The sequence below is a fragment of the Microbacterium sp. Gd 4-13 genome (assembly GCF_003095395.1).
GTDB lineage: Bacteria > Actinomycetota > Actinomycetes > Actinomycetales > Microbacteriaceae > Microbacterium.
This window is the reverse complement of sequence record NZ_QEIJ01000010.1, coordinates 1-20,993: the sequence shown is the minus strand read 5'-3', so window position 1 is coordinate 20,993 and position 20,993 is coordinate 1. Positions and strand designations below refer to the sequence as shown.

The following is a 20,993-nucleotide window of genomic DNA, read 5'->3' as shown; positions in this document are numbered from 1 at the left end:
CACCACGGGGCGAGCATCGGGGTACACCGTTTCCGCGGCCCCGGGTCGCACCACCGAGGAGTTCTCATGGCACACCCCATCGACATCACCGTTCCCGACCTGACCGGAAGAATCGCCGTCGTGACCGGCGCCAGCGACGGGATCGGGCGCGTGATCGCCACCCGCCTGGCCCGCGCGGGCGCCGAGGTGGTCCTGCCGGTGCGCTCGCCGGCGAAGGGGGAGCGAGCCGCCGAGGGGATCCGCTCGGCGGTCCCCGAGGCATCGGTCTCGACGCGCGTGCTCGACCTGTCCTCGCTCGACTCGGTCGGTGCCCTCGTCGACGAGCTCCGCGCCGAGGGGCGTCCCATCCACCTGCTCGTCAACAACGCCGGCGTCATGCAGCCGCCCCAGCGGCAGGAGACGAGCGACGGACACGAACTGCAGTTCGGCACGAACCATCTCGGGCACTTCGCGCTCACGCTGGGTCTGATGCCGCTGCTGCGCGAGGGGAGAGCGCGCATCACGCACCAGACGAGCATCGCCGCCCGCAGCGGGGCGATCGGCTGGAACGACCTGGACGGGCGCGAGCGTTACGACGGGATGGCCGCGTACAACCAATCGAAGCTCGCGGTGGCCCTGTTCGCCCGCGAGCTCGATGCGCGCAGCCGCGAGGGGCAGTGGGCGATCACGAGCAACCTGGCGCACCCGGGCATCTCGCCGACGAACCTTCTCGCGGCCCAGCCGGGGATAGGGCGCGAGAAGGACACCGGCGGGCGACGGGTGGTCGGTCTGCTCTCGCGTCTCGGCATCGCCGGCACGCCCGAGACCGCAGCGCTTCCCGCCCTCATGGCGGCCACCGACCCGGCGGCCCTGGGCGACGAGTTCTACGGTCCGATCCGTGTGATCGGGGGCAGGCCCGCTCGGAAGGAGTTCTGGGCACCGATGCGCAGCATGGCCGACGCGCGACGGCTCTGGGAGGCGTCCGAGCGCCTCACCGGGGCCCGGTTCGCGGTCTGAGCGTCAACCGAGGGCGCCGGCGAGGTCTTCGAGCGCGGCAGAGCGGTCGGCACCGATCGGGGTGAGCACGACGCTCGTCGCGCCGGCCGCGTGCCGCTCGGCGATCGCGGCGCGCACCCGGTCGGCCGTGCCCGCCAGGGCGAGCGCGTCGATCCACTCGTCGGGGAGCGCCGCGGCGAACGCGTCGGGGCTGCCGGTCCGTTCGCGCAGCGCCGCGACATCGTCGGCGAAGGGCAGGGGCGCGATGTGCGGGTACCAGTCGGGTTCGCCGACGATGCCCAGAGCCGGCCGCACGAGTTCGCGGGCCGCAGCATCGGTCGCGGCGACAGCGGCGATGTCGTACGCGACGACCAGCGGCGCCGCAGCATCCGTCCGTCGGGTGTCGAACGCCGAGGTCTCGATCGACGCGCTGATGTACGCGGGCGCCGACGGCTCGGCGAGCACGACGCCCTGGGCGACCCGCCCGGCGGCAGCGAGAGAACGAGGACCCCGCACGCCCCAGACGATGGGCGGGGGCGTCGACGGCACGAGGTCGAGACGCAGGCCCGCCACGTCGACGTAGCGACCGGCCTCGGGGGTCGACTCGCCGCGGAGGAGAGCGGTCAGCGCGGCCGTGTATTCGCTCAGCAGCGTGAGCGGGCTCTTCGGCCACACACCGAGCGAGCGCATCCACTGCGGCATGCCGTGGCCGACGCCCACGATCACGCGGCCGGGGAAGAGCTCGCCGAGCGTGGCGATCTCCATCGCGGTGAAGGCGACGTTTCGTGCACCGGCGGGGAGGATGCCCACGCCGACCGTGATGCGACGCGTCGAGGCGAGTACGGCCGAGGCCTGCGCGATACCGCCGCGGAAGCCCAGGTCTTCGACGACCCACAGCTCGTCGAATCCGAGTTCTTCGGCCCTGCGGGCGAAGGAGACGACCTCGCCGGCGGGCAGATCGCGGGGCAGTATCACTCCCACATGGTCGGGACTCATCGTTGTCGGCCTTTCGTGGAACGGGGCACCTCATTATGGCAACGCCGCCGCCTCTCGCCGCGTAGATTCGAGGGACGCGGCACCTGACCGTCACAGGAGAATCCATGAGCACCGCCCCCATCCTCGACGTCGTCGTCATCGGCGAAGCGCTCATCGACATCGTCGAGTCTCGCGACGGCACGACGGAGCACGTCGGCGGGAGCCCCGCGAACGTCGCGCTCGGTCTCGGCCGCCGCGGGGTCGGCGTCGCACTCGTCACCCAGCTCGGGAGAGACGACCGGGGAGCGCGGATCGCCGCCCATCTCGAGGAGTCGGGCGTGGTCGTGCCGCGGGAGTCGTTCGCCGCGGATGCGACGTCGACGGCGCGTGCGCGGATCGCCTCCGACGGCCAGGCGTCGTACGTCTTCGATCTCGCCTGGGACCCGTTCGCCATGCCCGCCGATCTGCGCCCGCGCGTGCTGCACACCGGATCGGTCGCGGCGTTCCTCGAGCCCGGCGCCACGTCGGTGCGGGAGGCGCTCGGCGACACGTCGGCGAGCGAGGTCACGTTCGACCCGAACATCCGGCCGGCCCTCGTCGGCGAGCACGCCGCGGCGTTCGCCGCGTTCGAGGCCACCTCCCGTCTCTCGACGGTGGTGAAGCTCAGCGACGAGGATGCAGCGTGGCTCTACCCCGGAGCAGCTCCCGACGCCGTGGTCGACGCGATCCTCGCGCTCGGCCCGCGACTGGTCGCCGTGACGCTCGGCGGCGAGGGCGCGATCATCGCGACGAGCACCGAACGGCTCACGATCCCGGCCGAGAAGGTCGCGGTGGTCGACACGATCGGCGCCGGCGACACGTTCATGGCGTCGCTCGTCGCGTCGGTCGCCGCATCCGGGAGCGCCGACCTCGACCGGGACGCCCTCGAGCGGATCGGCGGCGACGCGATCCGCGCCGCCGCGCTGACCGTCTCACGCGCCGGTGCCGACCTCCCCTGGGCCCGCGAACTCTGAGCGGACGCTCGGCCCCGGCGGGGTACGTTTACCCGATGACGCGACCGCCCGCCTTCCCCACGATCGAGCGCAGGGTCGATCTCGACGGCGCCGTGTTCCGCGTCCTCACCACGGAGTCGTCCGCCGCCGATCCGGGCACCCCGTTCGTGCTGATCCACGGGATCGGCATGTCGCACCGATACCTGACGAGGCTGCACACGCGGCTGGCCGAAGAGGCCGACGTGCACTCGATCGATCTGCCCGGGTTCGGGGGGCTGCCCCAGCCGGGGCGGGACCTCGGCATCCCGGCGATGGCGGAGGTGCTCGGCACGGTGCTCGACGGGATCGACAGCGGGCCGGTGGTGCTCGTCGGGCACTCCATGGGAGCGCAGTGGGCGGTCGAGCTCGCCGCGCAACGCCCCGATCTCGTCCGGGGCGTCGTCGCGATGGGGCCGGTCGCCGATGAGAAGCACCGCTCGCTTCCCGCGCAGGCGCTCGCCCTGACGATCGAGTCGTTCGGGGAGCCGCCGGCGGTCAACTACCAGGTGTTCAGCGACTACGTGCGGTGCGGGCCACGGTGGTACCTCACGCAGGTGCGGCACATGCTGTCGTATCCGATCGAGGAGCGCGTGGCGGCGTTGACCATGCCGATCCTCGTGCTGCGCGGCGGGAGCGATCCGGTCGCCGGACTCGACTGGTGCCGACGTCTGCGCGACGCCGCGGTCGACGGGTCACTCGCGATCGTGCCGCGGCACAATCACGTGGTGCAGCAGACCGCGCCGCGGTCGGTCGCATCCGCCATCGACGTCTTCGTCGCGGAGCATGTCGAGGGCCGAGGGTGAACCCGCTGCGGGTTCCGATCTGGTGGACGCGGGATTACGCCTACGCCGTCGTCTGGCAGGTGCGCGCGTTCTTCAACCGCACCGACCCGGCGACGTTCCTCACGGGTGACCGAACGCCGATCGTCGTGCTGCCGGGAATCTACGAGACGTGGAAATTCATGCAGCCGTTGATCGAGGAGCTGCACGGGCGCGGGCACCCGGTGCACGTGGTCGATCTGCTGCGGCGCAACGAGCGTCCGGTGGTCGAGATGGCCGAGCGCGTGACCGAGTACCTCGAGCAGCACGACCTCTCGGACGTGGTGCTCATGGCGCACAGCAAGGGTGGTCTGGTCGGCAAGCAGGCGATGGCGTTCGGCCCCGCCGCCGGCCGGGTGCGGGGGATGCTGGCGGTCGCGACGCCGTTCGGCGGTTCGAGCTATGCCCGGCTCATGGTGCTCGCGCCGACGCTGCGGATCTTCTCCCCGCGTGACGCGACGATCCTCGCGCTCACACGGGAGACCGCCGTGAACGCGAAGATCGTGTCGGTCTACGGGCGGTTCGATCCGCACATCCCCGAGGGCAGCGAGCTGGCCGGGGCGAAGAACGTGCGGCTCGAGACGGGCGGCCACTTCCGCATCCTCGCCCACCCCCGGGTGCTGGCCGAGCTCGCCGTGCTCGCCGACTGACGGCTGCGGCGCAGCATCCGTCCGATCCGTCGGATTCGGGGCGGGTTCCTCCCCTCGGGGCGCGGGATTTCGCGCCCCGACCGCAGAAACGCGCCCCGAACCGGGTGGGGGTAGCGTCGAGGCATGGCGACACGGATGCTGCTCATCTCCGACACGCACATCCCGGGCCGGGCACGGGTGCTGCCCGAAGCGGTGGTGAGGGCCGCCGACGAGGCCGACCTCATCGTCCACGCCGGCGACTGGGTGAGCGAGGGCGTGCTCGACGAACTGCGGCGGCACGGAGAGGTGCTCGGCGTGTGGGGCAACAACGACGGTGCCGACCTCCGCGCGCGCCTCCCCGAGATCGCCCGGCGCGAGATCGAGGGGGTGCGGTTCGCCGTGATCCACGAGACGGGCGACGCCAAGACGCGGGAGCGCAGGATGCCCGTCGCCTTCCCCGACACGGACGTGCTCGTCTTCGGTCACAGCCACATCCCCTGGGACACCTCGGGCGAGGGGCTGCGCCTTCTCAACCCCGGCTCGCCCACCGACCGACGTCGGCAACCGCACCACACGTACATGACCCTCGTCGTCGATGACGGGGCCCTCGCAGACGTGCGGCTCGTCACCCTCTGAGGCCCCTAGCCGCCCGCGGGCACCGTGGCAAGACGGGGGGTCGCGGCATCCGGGCTGCGTAGCCTCGGCAGAATGAGCGACACGAACGCACGAGGTACCGCCGTCATCACTGGTGGATCCGCAGGACTCGGCCGGGCCACCGTCCGTGAGCTGGCAGGCCGAGGGTGGGACGTGGTCGTTCTGGCTCGCGGCGAAGACGGCCTCGCGGCGACCGTGGCCGAGATCGAGGCCGCCGGGCGCCGGGGGCTCGGCATCTCGGTCGACGTCGCCGATGCCAGGGCGGTGGATGCTGCAGCAGCCCGCGTCGAGGACGAGTTCGGCGGCATCGACCTCTGGATCAACAACGCGATGACCGGCACGATCTCGCCGTTCCTCGATACCTCGGAGGAGGACTTCGAGCGCGCCACCGACGTCACCTACCTCGGAGTGGTCAACGGGACGCGCTCGGCGCTGCGCCGAATGGTTCCGCGCGGTCGCGGCCACGTCATCCAGATCGGGTCTGCTCTGGCCCACCGGGGGATCCCGCTGCAGGCGGCGTACTGCGGGGCGAAGCATGCGATCCACGGTTTCACCGACGCGGTCATCGCCGAGCTGTCGCACGACGGCATCCCGGTGGCGATCTCGATCGTCGACATGCCGGCGCTCAACACGGTGCAGTTCAACTGGGTGAAGTCCGACTTCGCCGAACACCCGCAGCCCGTGCCACCGATCTTCCAGCCCGAGGTGGGTGCGCGCGCGGTCGCCGATGTCGCGGACACCCCGCGCCGGCGCACCTGGGTGGGGCTTCCCACGGTGGGCCTCGTCCTCGGAACCCGCTTCGCGGGTCGTTTCATGGACTGGTACCTCGCGAAGACGGCGTGGAGCGGTCAGCTCTCGCCCGACCACACCGATCCGCAGCTTCCGGCGAACCTGTACGAGCCGGTCGCGGGAGACCACGGCGCGCGCGGCATCTTCGACGACAAGGCCAAGTCGGGCAGTATTCAGACGTGGGCGATCCACCACCGGCGTCTGCTCGCGGGGGCCGGCGTCGCCGGATCCGCCGTCGCGGCCATCGGGGGAGCGCTCGCACTTCGACGGCGCTGATCACCGGATCGCCACTCCGTCAGCCGAAACGGGAGGAAATCGGATGTCTTCGAACGTACGCGTGCTCCACTGCACGCCCGATGACGTGTTCGCCGTGATCGCGAACGGCTGGCTGTTCCCCTCCTGGGTGGTGGGCGCGTCGCGCATGCGCGAGGTCGACGACGCCTGGCCCGAGGTGGGGTCTCACCTTCACCACTCGTTCGGAGTCTGGCCCGTCCTGATCGACGACACGACGGTCTCGCTCCACTGGGATCCGCCGCGTCGCGCGGTGCTTCGTGCGCGGGGGTGGCCGGTGGGGGAGGCCCTGGTCACGATCGATGTCAAACCCCGCCGAGACGGGTGCGTCGTGCGTATTCAAGAGGAAGCCGTCGCCGGGCCCGGCAGGCTGGTGCCCGACGCGCTCATGGACGTCGGGCTGTACGTGCGAAACGCCGAGACGCTGCACCGTCTCGCCTATCTCGCCGAGGGGCGGGCGCTCCATGCTCGGTCGTCGACCGCGGAGCGCGAGATCGCCGAGGACGGCGAGTGACCGACGCGTTCGACGCGATCGTCGTCGGATCGGGTCCCAACGGCCTCGCGGGGGCCGTGACGCTGGCTCGAGCGGGGCTGCACGTGCGCGTGTACGAGCGCGCGTCGTTGGTCGGCGGCGGAGCATCGACGACCGAGCTGACGCTCCCCGGCTTCCTGCACGACGTCTGCTCGGCGGTGCACCCGATGGCCTTCGAGTCGCGGTTCTTCCGCGAGTTCCAGCTCGGTGCGCGCGTCGACTTCGTCGTGCCCGAGGTCTCGTACGCGCACCCCCTCGACGACGGGCGCGCGGGTCTGGCGTACCTGGACCTCGCCCGCACGGTCGAGAGCCTCGGTCGTGACGGCGCTGCATACGACCTCCTCATGCGTCCTCTGGCCGAGCATGCGTCCCGTGTGGCGGAGTTCACGGGGTCGACGCTGCTGCGCGTGCCGCGGCATCCGGTCACCGTCGTGAACTTCGGACTGCGCGCGATCGCCCAGGGCGGCCCGTGGTGGAACGCCCCGTTCCGCGAAGAGACCGCCCCCGCGATGATCACGGGCGTGGCCGCGCACACGATCCTCCACCAGCCCAGCCTCGCGGCGGCCGGCGCGGGCCTCGCGCTCGCCGCCTACGGGCACGCGCGCGGGTGGCCGATCCCGCGCGGCGGCAGCCAGGCCATCGTCGACGCGATGGTCGCCGACCTCGTCGCCCACGGGGGCGAGATCGTGACCGATCACGAGGTGACGTCGCTCGATGAGCTCCCGTCGTCGCGGGTGGTGCTGCTGGATGTCACCCCCGACGCGTTCGTGCGGCTCGCCGGTGATCGGATGCCGCGGTCCTACCGCGCGAAGATGGAACGCTTCCGCTACGGCGGCGGCGTGGCGAAGGTCGATTTCGCCCTCTCCGAGCCGGTGCCCTGGACCCATCCGGACGTGCGACGGGCCGGAACGGTGCACGTCGGCGGCACGCGCGCGGAGGTCGCCGAGGCGGAGAACGACGTCTCCCGCGGCAGACTGCACGAGCGGCCCTACGTGCTGGCTGCGCAGCCGTCCCTGTTCGACGCGGGACGCGCCCCCGAGGGCGCTCACACGCTCTGGACCTACACGCACGTGCCCGCGGGCAGCGACGCCGACCGCGCTGAGGCCGTGATCGGGCAGATCGAGCGATTCGCGCCGGGCTTCCGCGACACCATCCTCGCGACGAGTTCGCGGTCGGCGGTCGACGTCGCGAGCTACAACCCGAACTACCCCGGCGGCGACATCTCGGCCGGTGCCCCGACCTTCGACCAACTCGTGCGACGGCCCGTGCTGAGCGCGGATCCGTGGCACACGCCGGTGCCCGGGGTCTACCTCTGCTCGGCGTCCGTCAGCCCCGGCCCGGGCGTCACCGGCCTGGTCGGATGGCGCGCCGCCCTGAGCGCGCTCCGCCACGATTTCGGCACGCGCGCGGAGCCGTCGCTGGCGCCGTTCTGAGATCGTCTCGACGGCCGGGAATCGTGGTTCCCACGTCGTCCCGCGACCCCCATAATGGACCCATAACGGCGGTCTCGGCCGGGGGAGATGAGGGTCTGCGATGCCGTTCCGAAGCCAGGACACGCTGCAGGAGTGGCTCGACGAGTTCCACGACCTCGGCTACCCGGTGACGGGTACGTTGAGGGTGCTTCCGCAGGACGGCGAAGACGGCTCGAACACCGGGCTGGTCGCGGTGAGCCTGCGCAACGCGTCGACCGTGACCTACATCCAGCCCGAGTCGCACGGTTCGCATCGCTGGGTCGTCACCCTCGAGCCGCGCGAGAACGCCGTGATTCTCGACGCGGCGGGTCTGCACGGCCTCGCGTCGGAACTCTCGATCGCCTCCGTGCTGTGCGCGTTCCTCCAGGGGAAGTCGCAGAGCGTCTCGGACTGAGCGAGCGGCCGGGCGTCAGGACGCGCGGGCCATCGAAGCGACGGCGGCGGTGAAGTCGTCGAGCGTTCGCGCGAAGTGCGCGGTGTGCTCGCGGTCACCGGCGGCGACGGCCCGGTCGAAGTCGTTGTCGAACCGCTGCAGGGCCGACCACGGCAGCTCGCCGAGATCGACGGTGACGGTGATGCGGTTCACGCGGCGGTCGTCGGGGTCGACGTCTCGCCTCACGGCCTCGCGCTCGACGAGCCGATCGATGAGCGTGGTCACGCCGGCGGAGGTGATGCCGAGGTACTGCCGCAGCTGCGTCGGACGCGCGCCCGGGTTGTCGGCGATGAACAGCAGCGCTCGGGCGTCGAGTTCGCCGATCTTGAGCTCGCGTCGTGCCTCGATCATCGCGGCGTGACGAGCGTCGACGTACTTCTGCAGAGCGCGACGGAGGGGAGACGGTGTCAGTGACTTGCTCACGCGTCCTCCTCCTGTCGGTTCGGGGCGACCGCGCCCACGCTATCAGCATAGGTAGTGTCCCGAAGATGTAAAGAGATTAGCTAATTTACTGAGATAACGGTATCGTTCTTTCCCAGAGTCCCACCCCGTAACGGTGACAACCTCGGTGGTCGCACACGACGCAGGGACCCCTCGACCGCGCAGACTCGCGCGCTGAACGAAGGAGCATCGATGGGCAAACTGTTCTACGGCAGCACGGACCAGCCGATCGAGATGCCCGACCGTGCTCTCGCCCATGTCAAGGTCGTCGTGGCGACCAAGCTGCGTCGAGGAGAGAGTTTCACGCTCTCGTGGCGGCACGACGCCGGCACCCCCCGCGGCCGTTCGACGATCTGGATCCAGCCGTCGATCCCCCTGCGTTTCGTCTTCTCCTCGTCCGAACCGGAACTGCTCGATCCCGAGCACCTCAAGAGCCTGGCGAACGACGCCAGTTCGACGGCGGGCCTGGTCGTCGATTTCGACGCGTTCGCGGATGAGGTCATCGAGACCCCCGCGTCGCGCACCCGCCGCTCCACGAAGGTCTGATCGCCTCCGAATCCGTGCTGCCGCGCGGGGTGCGGGGTGTGTACTGTGGGTGTGTGCTGAACTGTCGCTGTTGTCGCTGAGCTCTCTGCTCTCACCGACCCCGACAGATTTCCGCGCCTTCCGCGCGGCTCACCCCAGGAGCACTTCGTGCGATACGCCCGCACCGTCACCGACCTCGTCGGCAATACCCCCCTCGTAAAGCTCAACCGGGTCACCGAAGGCATCCGTGCCACGGTGCTCGCAAAGGTCGAGTACTTCAACCCCGGTGGCTCGTCGAAAGACCGCATCGCCGCCAATATCATCGACGCCGCCGAGCGCGACGGGCTCCTGCGCCCGGGCGGCACCATCGTCGAGCCGACGAGCGGCAACACCGGCGTGGGGCTCGCCCTCGTCGCGCAGCAGCGGGGATACCGCTGCGTCTTCGTCGTGCCCGACAAAGTCGCCGAAGACAAGCGTGCGGTGATGCGGGCCTACGGCGCCGAGGTCGTGGTGACCCCGACCAACGTCGCGCCGGAAGACCCGCAGTCGTACTACAACGTCTCCGACCGCCTGGTCTCCGAGATCCCCGGGGCGTTCAAGCCCAACCAGTACGCCAACCCGAACGGGCCCCGCAGCCACTACGAGTCGACCGGGCCGGAGATCTGGCGCGACACCGACGGGCGGGTGACGCATTTCGTCGCCGGTGTCGGCACGGGCGGCACCATCACCGGCACCGGCCGGTTCCTGCGTGAAGCATCCGGCGGAAGCGTGCGCATCGTCGGCGTCGATCCTGTCGGCTCCATCTACACCGGTGGTCCGGTGCACGGCTACGATGTCGAAGGTGTCGGCGAGGACTTCTGGCCGCCCGCCTACGACCCGGGCGTCGTGGACGAGCTGCACCGGATCTCCGACGCCGAGTCGTTCGCGATGACGCGACGGCTGGCACGCGAAGAGGGGCTGCTCGTGGGCGGTTCCAGCGGCATGGCCGTCGTCGGCGCCCTCCGTGCCGCGCGCGACCTGCCCGAGGATGCCGTCGTGGTCGTTCTCCTGCCCGACCACGGTCGCGGTTACCTCAGCAAAGTCTTCGACGACGACTGGATGACGGCGCGCGGGTACGCGATCGACGCGCCATCGTCCGCCCCCGCAGCATCCGCACCCGAATCGGAGAACCGCTCATGACCACCGACAACATCCGCGGATTCGACAGCCTGGCCGTGCACGCCGGCCAGGAGTTCGACCCGGCGACCGGCGCGGTCATCCCGCCGGTGCACTTCTCCACGACGTACGCGCAGGACGGCGTCGGGGGCCTGCGTCAGGGCTACGAGTACGGCCGCAGCGGCAACCCGACGCGCACCTCGCTGCAGACGCAGCTGGCGGCGATCGAGGGCGGGCGCCACGCGCTCTCGTTCGCCTCGGGTCTCGCCGCCGAAGACGCTCTGCTTCGGGCGGTGCTGCAGCCGGGCGACGAGGTACTGCTCGGCAACGACGTCTACGGCGGCACCTACCGCCTCATCGCCCGCATCCTCGGTCCGTGGGGAGTGAAGCTGCGCGTCGTCGACATGAGCGACGCGGATGCTGTCGCCGCGGCCATCGGCGAGCGTGCGCCGAAGATCGTGTGGGTGGAGACCCCGAGCAACCCTCTGCTGCGGATCACCGACATCGCCGAGCTCGCTCGTGTCTCGCACGCCGCCGGAGCACTGGTCGTCGTCGACAACACGTTCGCCTCTCCCGCGCTGCAGCAGCCGCTCGCGCTCGGCGCCGACGTCGTGGTGCACTCCACGACGAAGTACCTCGGCGGTCACTCTGACGTCGTCGGCGGGGCGCTCGTGCTCAACGACGACGAGCTCGCCGAGAAGGCGAAGTTCCTGCAGTTCGCGGCCGGGGCGGTATCCGGTCCCCTCGACGCGTGGCTGACGACGCGCGGCATCAAGACGCTCGGCATCCGCATGCAGCGGCACAGCGAGAACGGTCAGGCCGTGGCCGACTTCCTCGCCGGGCACGGCGCCGTCGCCCGGGTGTACTACCCGGGTCTCGCCTCGCACCCGGGCCACGAGATCGCGGCGCGCCAGATGTCGGCGTTCGGCGGCATCGTCTCACTCGCTCTGGCGGATGCGGCGGCCGCCCGCCGCTTCGCGGAGTCGACGCGGGTCTTCACCCTCGCCGAGTCGCTCGGCGGCGTCGAGAGCCTGCTGAACTACCCCGACGAGATGACGCACGCGTCGGTGCGCGGCACCGAGCTCGCCGTTCCCGAAGAGGTCATCCGTCTGTCCGTCGGCATCGAGTCGGTGGAGGATCTGCTCGCCGACCTCGAGCAGGCGCTCGCGGGTCTCTGACGCCGCATCCACACGAGAAAGCCCCGATCCACACCCCGCTGCGGCGGGGGAGAGTGGATCGGGGCGTTTCGGTGTGCAGTCGGCTCAGGCGTCGAGCGCCGCGGCGGCCTGCGCGGTCGACGACGACACCGGCACGAGTCGTGCGAGCTGCGTCACGTGGCGCGGCTCGAGCTCGTCGAGGCTCGAGACGCCGAGGAGCGCCATCGTACGCTCGATCTCGGTGCGCAGGATCGCGATGGTGCGGTCGACGCCCGCGCGTCCGCCGGCCATGAGGCCGTAGAGGTAGGCGCGGCCGATCAGCGTGAACTTCGCGCCGAGGGCGACGGAGGCGACGATGTCGGCGCCGTTCATGATTCCGGTGTCGACCATGACCGTGGCGTCCGCGCCGACCTCGCGCACGACGTGCGGGAGGAGATGGAACGGAATGGGCGCGCGGTCGAGCTGGCGTCCGCCGTGGTTGGACAGGATGATGCCGTCGACCCCGGCGTCGATGAGCCGCTTCGAGTCCTCGACGTTCTGTACGCCCTTCACGACGAGCTTCCCGGGCCACATCGAGCGGATCACGTCGAGGTCGTCGTAGCTGATCGTCGGATCCATCGCCGCGTTCAGCAGCTCGCCGACGGTGCCGCCGGTGGTCGAGAGCGATGCGAACTCGAGCTTCGGCGTGGTGAGGAAGTCGATCCACCACCAGGGGCGGGGGATCGCGTTCACGATCGTGCCCACGGTGAGCTGCGGCGGGATGGAGAAGCCGTTGCGCTTGTCGCGCAGACGTGCGCCGGCGATCGGTGTGTCGACGGTGAACTGCAGCGTGTCGAAGCCGGCCTTCGCTGCGCGCTCGACGAGCCCATAGGAGATGTCGCGGTCGCGCATGACGTAGAGCTGGAACCAGTTGCGGCCGGGAACCGGTCCGTGAGGCTCTCGAAGGGTGGCCGCCTTGACGTCCTCGATGGAGGTCGTGCCGAGCGTGGAGAGCGTGAACGGGATGCCGGCGGCGGCCGCGGCGCCCGCTCCCGCGCTCTCGCCCTCGGTCTGCATGAGGCGGGTGAACCCGGTCGGCGCGATGCCGAAGGGCAGGGCGCTGGGGCCTCCGAGGATCGTCGTGGAGGTGTCGACGTTCGCGGCGGGGCGCAGCACGTCGGGGTGGAACTCGATGTCGCGGAACGCCTGCCGCGCGCGTTCGAGCGACAGCTCGCCCTCCGCGGCGCCGTCGGTGTAGTCGAAAGCGGCCTTCGGCGTGCGGCGCTTCGCGATGAGGCGCAGGTCGTCGATCGTCAGCGCCGACTCGAGGCGGCGACGCTTCAGGTTCAGGTCGGGCTTTTTGAACTGCATCAGTTCGAGGAGCTCGCCGACCTGGGGGAGTTGACGCGTGACCATGGGAGTGTCCTTCGGTTGCGTGTGGTCTGACCACACTCTACGTGCAGAGAGAGCGGGAGGGGTCAGTTTCTCGGATCGAATCGGCGAGGGGTGAACGATGCCGCCACCGTCGCGCGCAGGGTCTCCAGCGAAGCATCCGCTCCGAACCACCCGTGCGAGCGGGCCTGCACGAGCACGTTGCCCAGGGCCGTGGCCTCGACGGGGCCCGCGAGCACCGGGACGCCTGAGCGGTCGGCGGTGGCCTGGCAGAGCACGGAGTTGAGCGCGCCGCCTCCCACGATGTGGATCACGTCGATGCGGCGGTCGGTGAGATCCCCCGCGGTGCGCACCGCCTCGGCGAACGCTGCCGCGATGCTCTCGACGATCAGCCGGGCGAACGCCGGACGCGTGTCGGGTACCGCGTCGCCGGCGTCGCGCAGCAGGGCTGAGATGCGCGCGGGCATGTCTCCCGGAGCCGCGAGCGACGGGTCGTTCGCGGCGAAGAGCGCCCGAGGCGGATCGACCCGGGAGGCGGCGTCGAGGAGGGCGGGGAGGTCGACGGCTGCGGCGTCGTCGATCTCCCACGCGCGGATGGTCTCGCTCAGCAACCACAGGCCGGTGACGTTGTGCAGGAAGCGGATGCGGCCGTCGACCCCGCCTTCGTTCGTGAAGTTCGCCTCGCGGGCAGCGTCGGAGACGACGGGGCCGTCGAGCTCGACGCCGACCAGGCCCCAGGTGCCGCAGGAGATGTAGGCCGCGTTCGGCGACGACAGGGGTGCGGCGACCACCGCCGACGCCGTGTCGTGTGATCCGACGGCCACCACGGGAACCGAGGCGCCCACGCGGTCGGCGACCGCGGTGCGCAACGTGCCGATGGTGTCGCCGGCGTCGACGAGCCGCGGCATCGCCGTGGCGGGGATGCCCAGCCGGGCGGCGAGCCCGCGGTCCCACTCGCCGCTGCGCACGTCGAGCAGACCGGTGGTCGACGCGTTCGTGCGTTCGGCGATGGCGACACCGGTGAGCAGGTACGCGACGAGGTCGGGGATGAGCAGGCTGGCGTCGGCCTCGTGGAGGCGCTCCTCGACCACGTACTGATACAGCGTGTTGAACGGCAGGTGCTGCAGGCCGTTGCGGCGGTAGAGCTCGGCGAACGGCACGCTGCGGTGCACCGACGCGACCCCGCGCGCGGTGCGCTCGTCGCGGTAGTGGAAGGGCTCGGCGACAAGCGATCCCGACCGTACGAGCCCGTAGTCGACCGCCCACGCGTCGATGCCGACGCTCGCGACGTCGGGGTGGGCGCGCACCGCGGCCGCGAGGCCGTCCTCGACGTTCTCCAGGAGCGTCGAGAAGCCCCACCGCCACCCGCCGGGTGTGGAGACGGGTCCGTTCGGGAAGCGCGCGACGGATTCGAGCGCCAGAACGCCCGGGCCGACGTGCCCGACCATGACGCGGCCGCTCGTCGCGCCGAGGTCGACCGCCGCGACGAGGCCGCCCGTCATCGCGGGTCTCCCGAGCGCACGACCTGCGCCCGAGCGCGCGACCTAGGCGCGTACCGGAGCCGTGCGCTCGACGCGAACCCGTGTGCTCGCGCGCTCATCGCAGGAACGCGGCGGCGACGCCCGAGTCGACCGGGATGTGCAGGCCCGTCGTGCGGCTGAGCTCGGGCCCCGTGAGCACGAAGACCGCGTCGGCGACGTTCTCGGGAACGACCTCGCGCTTGAGGATCGTGCGGTTGGCGTAGAACTGCCCGAGGTCTTTCTCGTCGACCCCGTAGGTGGCGGCGCGGTTCGCACCCCACCCCGAGGCGAAGATGCCCGAGCCGCGCACGACGCCGTCGGGGTTGATGCCGTTGACGCGGATGCCGTGCTCGCCCAGCTCGACGGCCAGCAGTCGCACCTGGTGGGCCTGATCGGCCTTGGTCGCCGAGTAGGCGATGTTGTTCGGGCCGGCGAAGACGGAGTTCTTCGACGAGATGTAGATGACGTCGCCGCCCATCTTCTGCTCGATGAGTGCCTTCGCCGCCGCCTTGGCGACGAGGAACGACCCCTTGGCCATCACGTCGTGCTGGAGGTCCCAGTCCTTCTCGGTCGTCTCGAGCAGCGGCTTCGACAGCGACAGGCCCGCGTTGTTGACCACGAGGTCGATGCCGCCGAAGGCCAGCAGCGTCGCATCGATCGCGGCCTGCACCCCCGCAGCATCCGCCACGTTCGCCGCGACCCCGATCGCGACGTCGGTGCCGCCGAGCTCGGCGGCAGCGGCCCGCGCCTTGTCGAGGTCGAGGTCGGCGACGACGACGCAGGCCCCTTCGGCGGCGAGTCGCGTCGCGATGGCCTTGCCGATGCCGGATGCGGCGCCCGTGACGAAGGCGATGCGACCCTGGTGCGTCTTCGGCTGCGGAAGGCGCTGGAGCTTCGCCTCTTCGAGCGCCCAGTACTCGATGCGGAACTTCTCGGCGTCGGAGATCGGTGCGTAGGTCGACAGCGCCTCCGCGCCGCGCATCACGTTGATCGCGTTGACGTAGAACTCGCCGGCGACGCGAGCGGTCTGCTTGTTGGCGCCGTACGAGAACATGCCGACACCCGGCACGAGCACGATGAGCGGGTCGGCGCCGCGGATCGCGGGACTCTCGGCCGACGCGTGCGCGTCGTAGTACGCCTGGTAGTCGGCGCGGTAGGCCTCGTGCAGCTCGCCGAGGCGGGCGATCTGCTCCTCCAGCGATGCGGTGGCCGGCAGATCGAGCAGCAGGGGCTTTACCTTCGTGCGCAGGAAGTGGTCGGGGCAGCTCGTGCCGAGGGCAGCCAGCGCCGGCGCCTTCTCCGACGCGAGGAAGTCGAGCACCTCGGGGGCGTCGGTGAAGTGGCCGACCATGGGCTTGTCGGTCGAGGCGATGCCGCGGATCGTGGCGGCGAGGGCCGCCGCGCGTTCGCGACGCTCGTTCTCGGGGAGGGCGTCGAAGCCGTCGCGCACGGGGCCGAACGGGTCGGCCTTCCCGTGCTCGGCGATGTAGGCGGCGGCGGTGTCGATGATCCAGAGCGAGTTGGCCTCGGCCTCCTCCGACGTGTCGCCCCAGGCGGTGATGCCGTGGCCGCCGAGGATCGTGCCCACCGCCTGCGGGTTCTGCTCCTTGATCGCCGCGATATCGAGGCCGAGCTGGAAGCCCGGGCGCCGCCACGGCACCCAGACGACCTTGTCGCCGAAGATCTTCGCCGTGAGCTCCTCGCCATCGGCCGCCGTGGCGATCGCGATGCCCGAATCGGGGTGCAGGTGGTCGACGTGCGCGGCATCGACCAGTCCGTGCATCGCGGTGTCGATCGACGGCGCGGCGCCGCCCTTGCCGTGCAGGATGTAGTCGAACGCGGCGACCATCTCGTCCTCGCGATCGACGCCGGGGTAGACCCCGACGAGAGCGCGCATCCGGTCCAGACGCAGCACGGCCAGACCCTTCTCGGTGAGGGTGCCGAGATCGCCGCCCGAGCCCTTCACCCACATCAGCTCGACGGGCTCGCCGGTCACGGGGTCGGTGTCGGTGCCCTTGGCCGAGGTGTTGCCCCCGGCGTAGTTGGTGTTCTTCGGGTCGGCGCCCAGGCGGTTGGAGCGCGCGATGAGCGCGGCAGCGGTCGGGTTGGTCATGTCGTCGTGGTCCCTCATCGTGTCGTGTCGTGCGTGTCGTCGCGAGTTGCGTCTGAGAGTCCAGAACACCCGGACGCTCTTCCGCGCGACTCCGGGTGTCTTGGACTCTCAGAGCTCGGGGCCTACGCGCCCCAGCCGGCCTGGACGCCGCCGACGCGGTCCGCGGCGATCTTCTCCTGGTATCCGGATGCTGCGTACGCGGCCATCGGGTCGGCCGCGAGCCCGCGCGACTCGCGCCACTCGGCGAGGGCCGGGCGCACGTCGGTGTAGAAGGCGTCCATCAGCACGGCGTTGGCGCCGAGAACGTCATTCGCGGCCTGGGCGGAGGCCAGCGCATCGCCGTCGACGGAAAGAGCGCGCGCGGTCATCTCCTGCACATTGAGCACGGAACGGATCTGGCCGGGGATCTTCTCCTCGACGTTGTGGCACTGGTCGAGCATGAAGACCACATCGGGGTTCTGCAGCCCGCCACCGCGGTTCACCTCGAACAGGATGCGGAAGAGCTGGAACGGGTCGGCCGCGCCCACGATGAGGTCGTCGTCGGCGTAGAAGCGCGAGTTGAAGTCGAACGAGCCGAGCTTTCCCAGACGCTGCAGCTGCATGACGATGAACTCGATGTTGGTGCCGGGCGCGTGGTGCCCCGTGTCGAGGCACACCATCGCGCGCTCGCCGAGGGCGGCCACCTGCACGTATGAGGTTCCCCAGTCGGGAACGTCGGTGTGGTAGAACGCCGGCTCGAAGAACTTGTATTCGAGCACGAGTCGCTGCTCGCCGGTCAAGCGCGCGTAGATCTCCTGCAGTGACTCCTGCAGGCGGTCCTGACGGGCGCGGAGGTCGGCCTGCCCGGGGTAGTTGGAACCCTCGGCGAGCCAGATCTTCAGATCGCGCGACCCCGTCGCATCCATGATGTCGATGCACTCGAGGTGGTGGTCGATGGCCTTGCGGCGGATGCGGTCGTCGTGGTGGGTGAGGGCGCCGAACTTGTAGTCGTCGTCCTGGAAGGTGTTCGAGTTGATCGTGCCGAGGGTCACGCCGAGGTCTTCGGCGTGACGGCGGAGGGCGGCGTAGTCGTCGACCTTGTCCCACGGGATGTGGAGGGCGACGCTCGGTGCGAGCGCGGTGAAGCGGTTCACCTGGGCGGCGTCGGCGATCTTCTCGAACGGGTCGCGGGGTGTGCCCGCCGTGGCGAACACCTTGAATCGGGTGCCGGAGTTGCCGAACGCCCAGGACGGCAGCTCGATGCTCTGCGCTTCGAGGGTGGAGAGGGTCTCGGGAGTGAGGGGCATCGTCGCTTCCTTGGTCGTGCATCGCGGTCGAGCCGCGGAGGAATGAATCGTTTCATCGGAAGGCTACAACGAGCGACGACCTCGACGCAACAGGTCGAGGTCAGTCGGTCGCCGTCGACGCGCGTTCGACCAGCTCGGGCTGGAAGCGCACGTGCGATCGATCGGCGTCGGCGTCACCGGCGAGAAGCACGTCAACCGCGGTGTATCCGAGGGCCGCGGCCGGTTGGCGTACCGAGCTGAGGGGAACGGCCGCGGCGGCGGCGAAGTCGATGTCGTCGTAACCGATCAGGGCGAGGTCGCCGGGAACCCGCAGCCCCGACGACGACAGGGCCTGCAGCATCCCGACCGCGAGGAGGTCGTTGGCGGCGAACACCGCGTCGGGCCGCCCGTCGGCAGCACGCGCGCGGAGCCCTTCGCCCGCCGCGCGGCCGTGCTGCACGGTCATCCCCGCCTGCTCCACCACCTCGAGGACGGCATCGTCGCGGGCCGCGATCGCCTCGCGAGCACCCTCGAGACGGTCGGCGACCTGGCGCGCGGAGAGCGGCCCGCCGAGGAACACGATGCGCCGGCGGCCGATGGCGAGCAGATGCTCGACCGCGAGCCGGCCGCCCGCCACGTCGTCGACGGCGACGGAGGGGAGGGGCGTGCCCGCCGCATGACGATCGACGAGCACGACCGCCGTGCCCGCGTCGGCCAGGCGCTGCATCGCCCCGAGGTCGTCGGATGCGGGGCTGATGAGCACCCCGCGCACCCTCTGCTCGAGGAGGAGTTCGAGCAGGCGGGTCTCGCGGCCGGCGTCGCCGTCGCTCGTCACGATCAGCACCGCCATGTCGTCTTCGGCCGCGCGCCTCTCGGCGCCGCGGGCGACCTCGGCGAAGAACGGGTTGCCGATGTCGGGCAGCACGAGGCCGATCGACCGGCTCTTCCCGGCGCGCAGCTGGCGGGCGGCATCGTTGCGCACGTAGCCGAGCTCGGCGATCGCATCGTGCACGCGCTGCGACACCTCCGCAGACACCCCGACCCGGCGGTTGAGCACGTTCGAGACGGTGCCCACCGATACGGCCGCGCGCGCCGCGACGTCTTTGATGCTCGCCGCCATCGGGTGCTCCTTCCGGTCTCATGTGACTCTAGACATCGTGGGCGACGCCCGCGGCGACGACGGGTGGCCGGATGCCGCGAGACCCCCGTATTTCGAGGGCCTGTGCGTCTGCTGGACATACGCGGAGACATGCCCGGGCGGGTATGGGCGTGCGCGTAGTGTCGGCTACAGCGATGGCGTCCTGCTGTCAGCCTCACGCTCCAGCGATGCCCCCGCGTCGCTGCCGATCGACAGGAGCCCCGCGTGGCATCACCCGTCGTCGCAACGACTTCCCCCACCTCGACACTCGGCCCCGTGCGCCAGACCTACGCCACGACCAAGGACTTCCCTCCCGTCGCGAAGGCCTACACCCAGGTTTCGCAGGTGGTGAAGGAGACGGGTCTCCTCCGCCGCGCACCGCTGTTCTACGCGCTCGTGGGCACGGCGATCGTGCTCGGTTTCGGTGGCGCGATCACCGGTTTCATCCTCCTGGGCGACTCCTGGTTCCAGCTGCTCATCGCCGCGGCCCTCGGCATCCTCTTCACTCAGGCGGCGTTCATCTCCCACGAGGCCGCGCACAAGCAGATCTTCGCGTCGGGCAAGGCCAACGATCGCCTCGCGCGCTTCATCGGCCCCGGCATCGTCGGGATGAGCTACACCTGGTGGGACTCGAAGCACTCGCGTCACCACGCCAACCCCAACCGCGTCGGCAAGGACCCCGACATCGAGATCGACACGATCTCGTTCATCGAAGAAGATGCGGCCAAGGCGCGGGGCATCGTGAAGCTCATCACCCGCAAACAGGGCTACCTGTTCTTCCCGCTGCTGACGCTCGAGGGCATCAACCTGCACTTCCTCGGCATCAAGCACAACCTCGCTCGCGGCCCGGTTCCCCGTCGCTGGGAGGAGCTCACGCTCATCCTCCTGCGCCTGGCCGTCGTGATCGTTCCGGTCTTCCTGTTCCTGCCCCTCGGTATGGCGTTCGCCTTCATGGGCGTGCAGCTCGCGGTCTTCGGTATCTACATGGGCGCCGCTTTCGCGCCGAACCACAAGGGCATGCCGATCATCGACCCGAACGCGCGTCTCGACTTCTTCAGCAAGCAGGTGCGCACCTCCCGCAACGTCGCCGGCGGCTGGTGGGCCACCGCGCTCATGGGTGGCCTGAACTACCAGGTCGAGCACCACCTCTTCCCGAGCATGGCTCGCCCCCATCTCGCCAAGGCTCGCGAGATCGTCATCGAGTACTGCCGCACCTTCGACGTGCCCTACACCGAGACGAGCCTCATCAAGTCGTACGCGATCGTCATCGAGTACCTCAACCGCGTCGGCCTCGCCGCCGGCGGCGATCCCTTCGACTGCCCCGCGGCCGTCCAGATGGGCGCCTACCGCAAGGTCTGAGCTCCAACACAGAACCCGAGAACGGATGCTGCGCGCTTGCGCAGCATCCGTTCTTCTTTGCGTCGGCGGGGCCATCGTCGTGCGCGCGGGCGCGGGGCGGTGCGGCGTGGAGGGGGCGGAGTGGTGTGGGGTGCGGTGCCGCTGGCATCGGGACTGGCGGGCGTCGGCCGCAGGCCGACGCAGGCATGCGGGGCGGTGTGGGGTGGAGGGCGCGGAGCGGTGTGGGGTGCGGTGCCGCTGGCATCGGGACTGGCGGGGGGGGGGCGCCGGGCGCCGCGGGGGGGGGGGGGGGGGGGGGGGGGGGGGCGCGGGGGGGGGGGGGGGGGGGGGGGGGGGGGGGGGGGGGGGGG

20 protein-coding genes are annotated in these 20,993 nt (G+C 70.6%); 13 read left to right on the top strand and 7 right to left on the bottom strand.

Going from position 1 to position 20,993, the window contains the following annotated elements:
- The first annotated feature begins 66 nt into the window (after window positions 1–66).
- A complete protein-coding gene (locus DEA06_RS14915) occupies window positions 67–996 on the top strand; it encodes an SDR family oxidoreductase (RefSeq protein WP_116648803.1) in 930 nt (309 codons plus the stop codon).
- 3 nt (window positions 997–999) lie between these two features.
- On the opposite strand, the gene DEA06_RS14910 is transcribed toward DEA06_RS14915, so the two are convergent.
- Entirely contained in the window at window positions 1,000–1,971 is a 972-nt protein-coding gene (locus DEA06_RS14910; protein ID WP_116648802.1) for an LLM class flavin-dependent oxidoreductase, read from the bottom strand.
- Window positions 1,972–2,075: 104 nt separating this feature from the next.
- Here DEA06_RS14910 and DEA06_RS14905 point away from each other — a divergent pair, with 104 nt between their 5' ends.
- The 8 genes from DEA06_RS14905 (at window position 2,076) to DEA06_RS14870 (ending at window position 8,560) form a co-directional block, all read left to right on the top strand.
- Window positions 2,076–2,963, top strand: coding sequence for a carbohydrate kinase (locus DEA06_RS14905; protein WP_116648801.1), 888 nt, complete (start codon window positions 2,076–2,078; stop codon window positions 2,961–2,963).
- 35 nt (window positions 2,964–2,998) lie between these two features.
- On the top strand, window positions 2,999–3,784 hold the full coding sequence (locus DEA06_RS14900) for an alpha/beta hydrolase (RefSeq protein WP_116648800.1): 786 nt from the start codon (window positions 2,999–3,001) through the stop codon (window positions 3,782–3,784).
- Window positions 3,781–4,449, top strand: coding sequence for an alpha/beta fold hydrolase (locus DEA06_RS14895; protein ID WP_116648799.1), 669 nt, complete (start codon window positions 3,781–3,783; stop codon window positions 4,447–4,449). Before DEA06_RS14900 ends, DEA06_RS14895 begins: the two co-directional genes overlap by 4 nt.
- Window positions 4,450–4,572: 123 nt before the next feature.
- Window positions 4,573–5,064: a metallophosphoesterase gene (locus DEA06_RS14890; RefSeq protein ID WP_116648798.1), complete on the top strand. Its 492-nt coding sequence runs from the start codon at window positions 4,573–4,575 to the stop codon at window positions 5,062–5,064.
- A gap of 72 nt (window positions 5,065–5,136) precedes the next feature.
- Window positions 5,137–6,147 carry an SDR family oxidoreductase gene (locus DEA06_RS14885; RefSeq protein ID WP_116648797.1) on the top strand — a complete coding sequence of 337 codons (1,011 nt, stop codon included), beginning with the start codon at window positions 5,137–5,139 and terminating at the stop codon, window positions 6,145–6,147.
- A 43-nt stretch (window positions 6,148–6,190) separates the two neighbouring features.
- On the top strand, window positions 6,191–6,676 hold the full coding sequence (locus DEA06_RS14880) for an SRPBCC family protein (protein ID WP_116648796.1): 486 nt from the start codon (window positions 6,191–6,193) through the stop codon (window positions 6,674–6,676).
- Entirely contained in the window at window positions 6,673–8,127 is a 1,455-nt protein-coding gene (locus tag DEA06_RS14875; protein ID WP_116648795.1) for an NAD(P)/FAD-dependent oxidoreductase, read from the top strand. The genes DEA06_RS14880 and DEA06_RS14875 overlap by 4 nt, the downstream gene beginning before the upstream one ends.
- 100 nt (window positions 8,128–8,227) lie before the next feature.
- A complete protein-coding gene (locus tag DEA06_RS14870; RefSeq protein WP_116648794.1) occupies window positions 8,228–8,560 on the top strand; it encodes a hypothetical protein in 333 nt (110 codons plus the stop codon).
- 15 nt (window positions 8,561–8,575) lie between these two features.
- Here the strand turns inward: DEA06_RS14870 and DEA06_RS14865 are convergent, their stop codons facing one another.
- Window positions 8,576–9,022 (bottom strand): helix-turn-helix domain-containing protein, encoded by a 447-nt coding sequence (locus DEA06_RS14865; RefSeq protein WP_240606977.1) that lies wholly within the window; start codon window positions 9,020–9,022, stop codon window positions 8,576–8,578.
- A gap of 210 nt (window positions 9,023–9,232) precedes the next feature.
- Between DEA06_RS14865 and DEA06_RS14860 the strand changes: the two genes are divergently transcribed.
- From DEA06_RS14860 to DEA06_RS14850, 3 genes are all read left to right on the top strand, one after another.
- Window positions 9,233–9,586 (top strand): hypothetical protein, encoded by a 354-nt coding sequence (locus DEA06_RS14860; protein ID WP_116648793.1) that lies wholly within the window; start codon window positions 9,233–9,235, stop codon window positions 9,584–9,586.
- A 147-nt stretch (window positions 9,587–9,733) separates the two neighbouring features.
- Entirely contained in the window at window positions 9,734–10,744 is a 1,011-nt protein-coding gene (locus DEA06_RS14855) for a pyridoxal-phosphate dependent enzyme (RefSeq protein ID WP_116648792.1), read from the top strand.
- A complete protein-coding gene (locus DEA06_RS14850; protein WP_116648791.1) occupies window positions 10,741–11,898 on the top strand; it encodes a cystathionine gamma-synthase in 1,158 nt (385 codons plus the stop codon). Before DEA06_RS14855 ends, DEA06_RS14850 begins: the two co-directional genes overlap by 4 nt.
- An 84-nt stretch (window positions 11,899–11,982) precedes the next feature.
- Here the strand turns inward: DEA06_RS14850 and DEA06_RS14845 are convergent, their stop codons facing one another.
- The 5 genes from DEA06_RS14845 to DEA06_RS14825 form a co-directional block, all read right to left on the bottom strand.
- Complete coding sequence (locus tag DEA06_RS14845; protein ID WP_116648790.1) at window positions 11,983–13,272, bottom strand: alpha-hydroxy acid oxidase; 1,290 nt, start codon at window positions 13,270–13,272, stop codon at window positions 11,983–11,985.
- 62 nt (window positions 13,273–13,334) lie between these two features.
- Complete coding sequence (locus DEA06_RS14840) at window positions 13,335–14,750, bottom strand: rhamnulokinase family protein (RefSeq protein WP_116648789.1); 1,416 nt, start codon at window positions 14,748–14,750, stop codon at window positions 13,335–13,337.
- Window positions 14,751–14,844: 94 nt separating this feature from the next.
- On the bottom strand, window positions 14,845–16,881 hold the full coding sequence (locus DEA06_RS14835) for a bifunctional aldolase/short-chain dehydrogenase (protein ID WP_116648788.1): 2,037 nt from the start codon (window positions 16,879–16,881) through the stop codon (window positions 14,845–14,847).
- A gap of 122 nt (window positions 16,882–17,003) precedes the next feature.
- Window positions 17,004–18,167 (bottom strand): L-rhamnose isomerase, encoded by a 1,164-nt coding sequence (gene rhaI / locus DEA06_RS14830; RefSeq protein ID WP_116648787.1) that lies wholly within the window; start codon window positions 18,165–18,167, stop codon window positions 17,004–17,006.
- A 100-nt stretch (window positions 18,168–18,267) separates the two neighbouring features.
- The gene (locus tag DEA06_RS14825) at window positions 18,268–19,266 is read right to left on the bottom strand and encodes a LacI family DNA-binding transcriptional regulator (protein ID WP_116648786.1); all 999 of its coding nucleotides are present in this window, start codon (window positions 19,264–19,266) and stop codon (window positions 18,268–18,270) included.
- A gap of 243 nt (window positions 19,267–19,509) precedes the next feature.
- Here DEA06_RS14825 and DEA06_RS14820 point away from each other — a divergent pair, with 243 nt between their 5' ends.
- The gene (locus tag DEA06_RS14820) at window positions 19,510–20,643 is read left to right on the top strand and encodes an acyl-CoA desaturase (protein WP_240606976.1); all 1,134 of its coding nucleotides are present in this window, start codon (window positions 19,510–19,512) and stop codon (window positions 20,641–20,643) included.
- The last annotated feature ends 350 nt before the right edge of the window (window positions 20,644–20,993 follow it).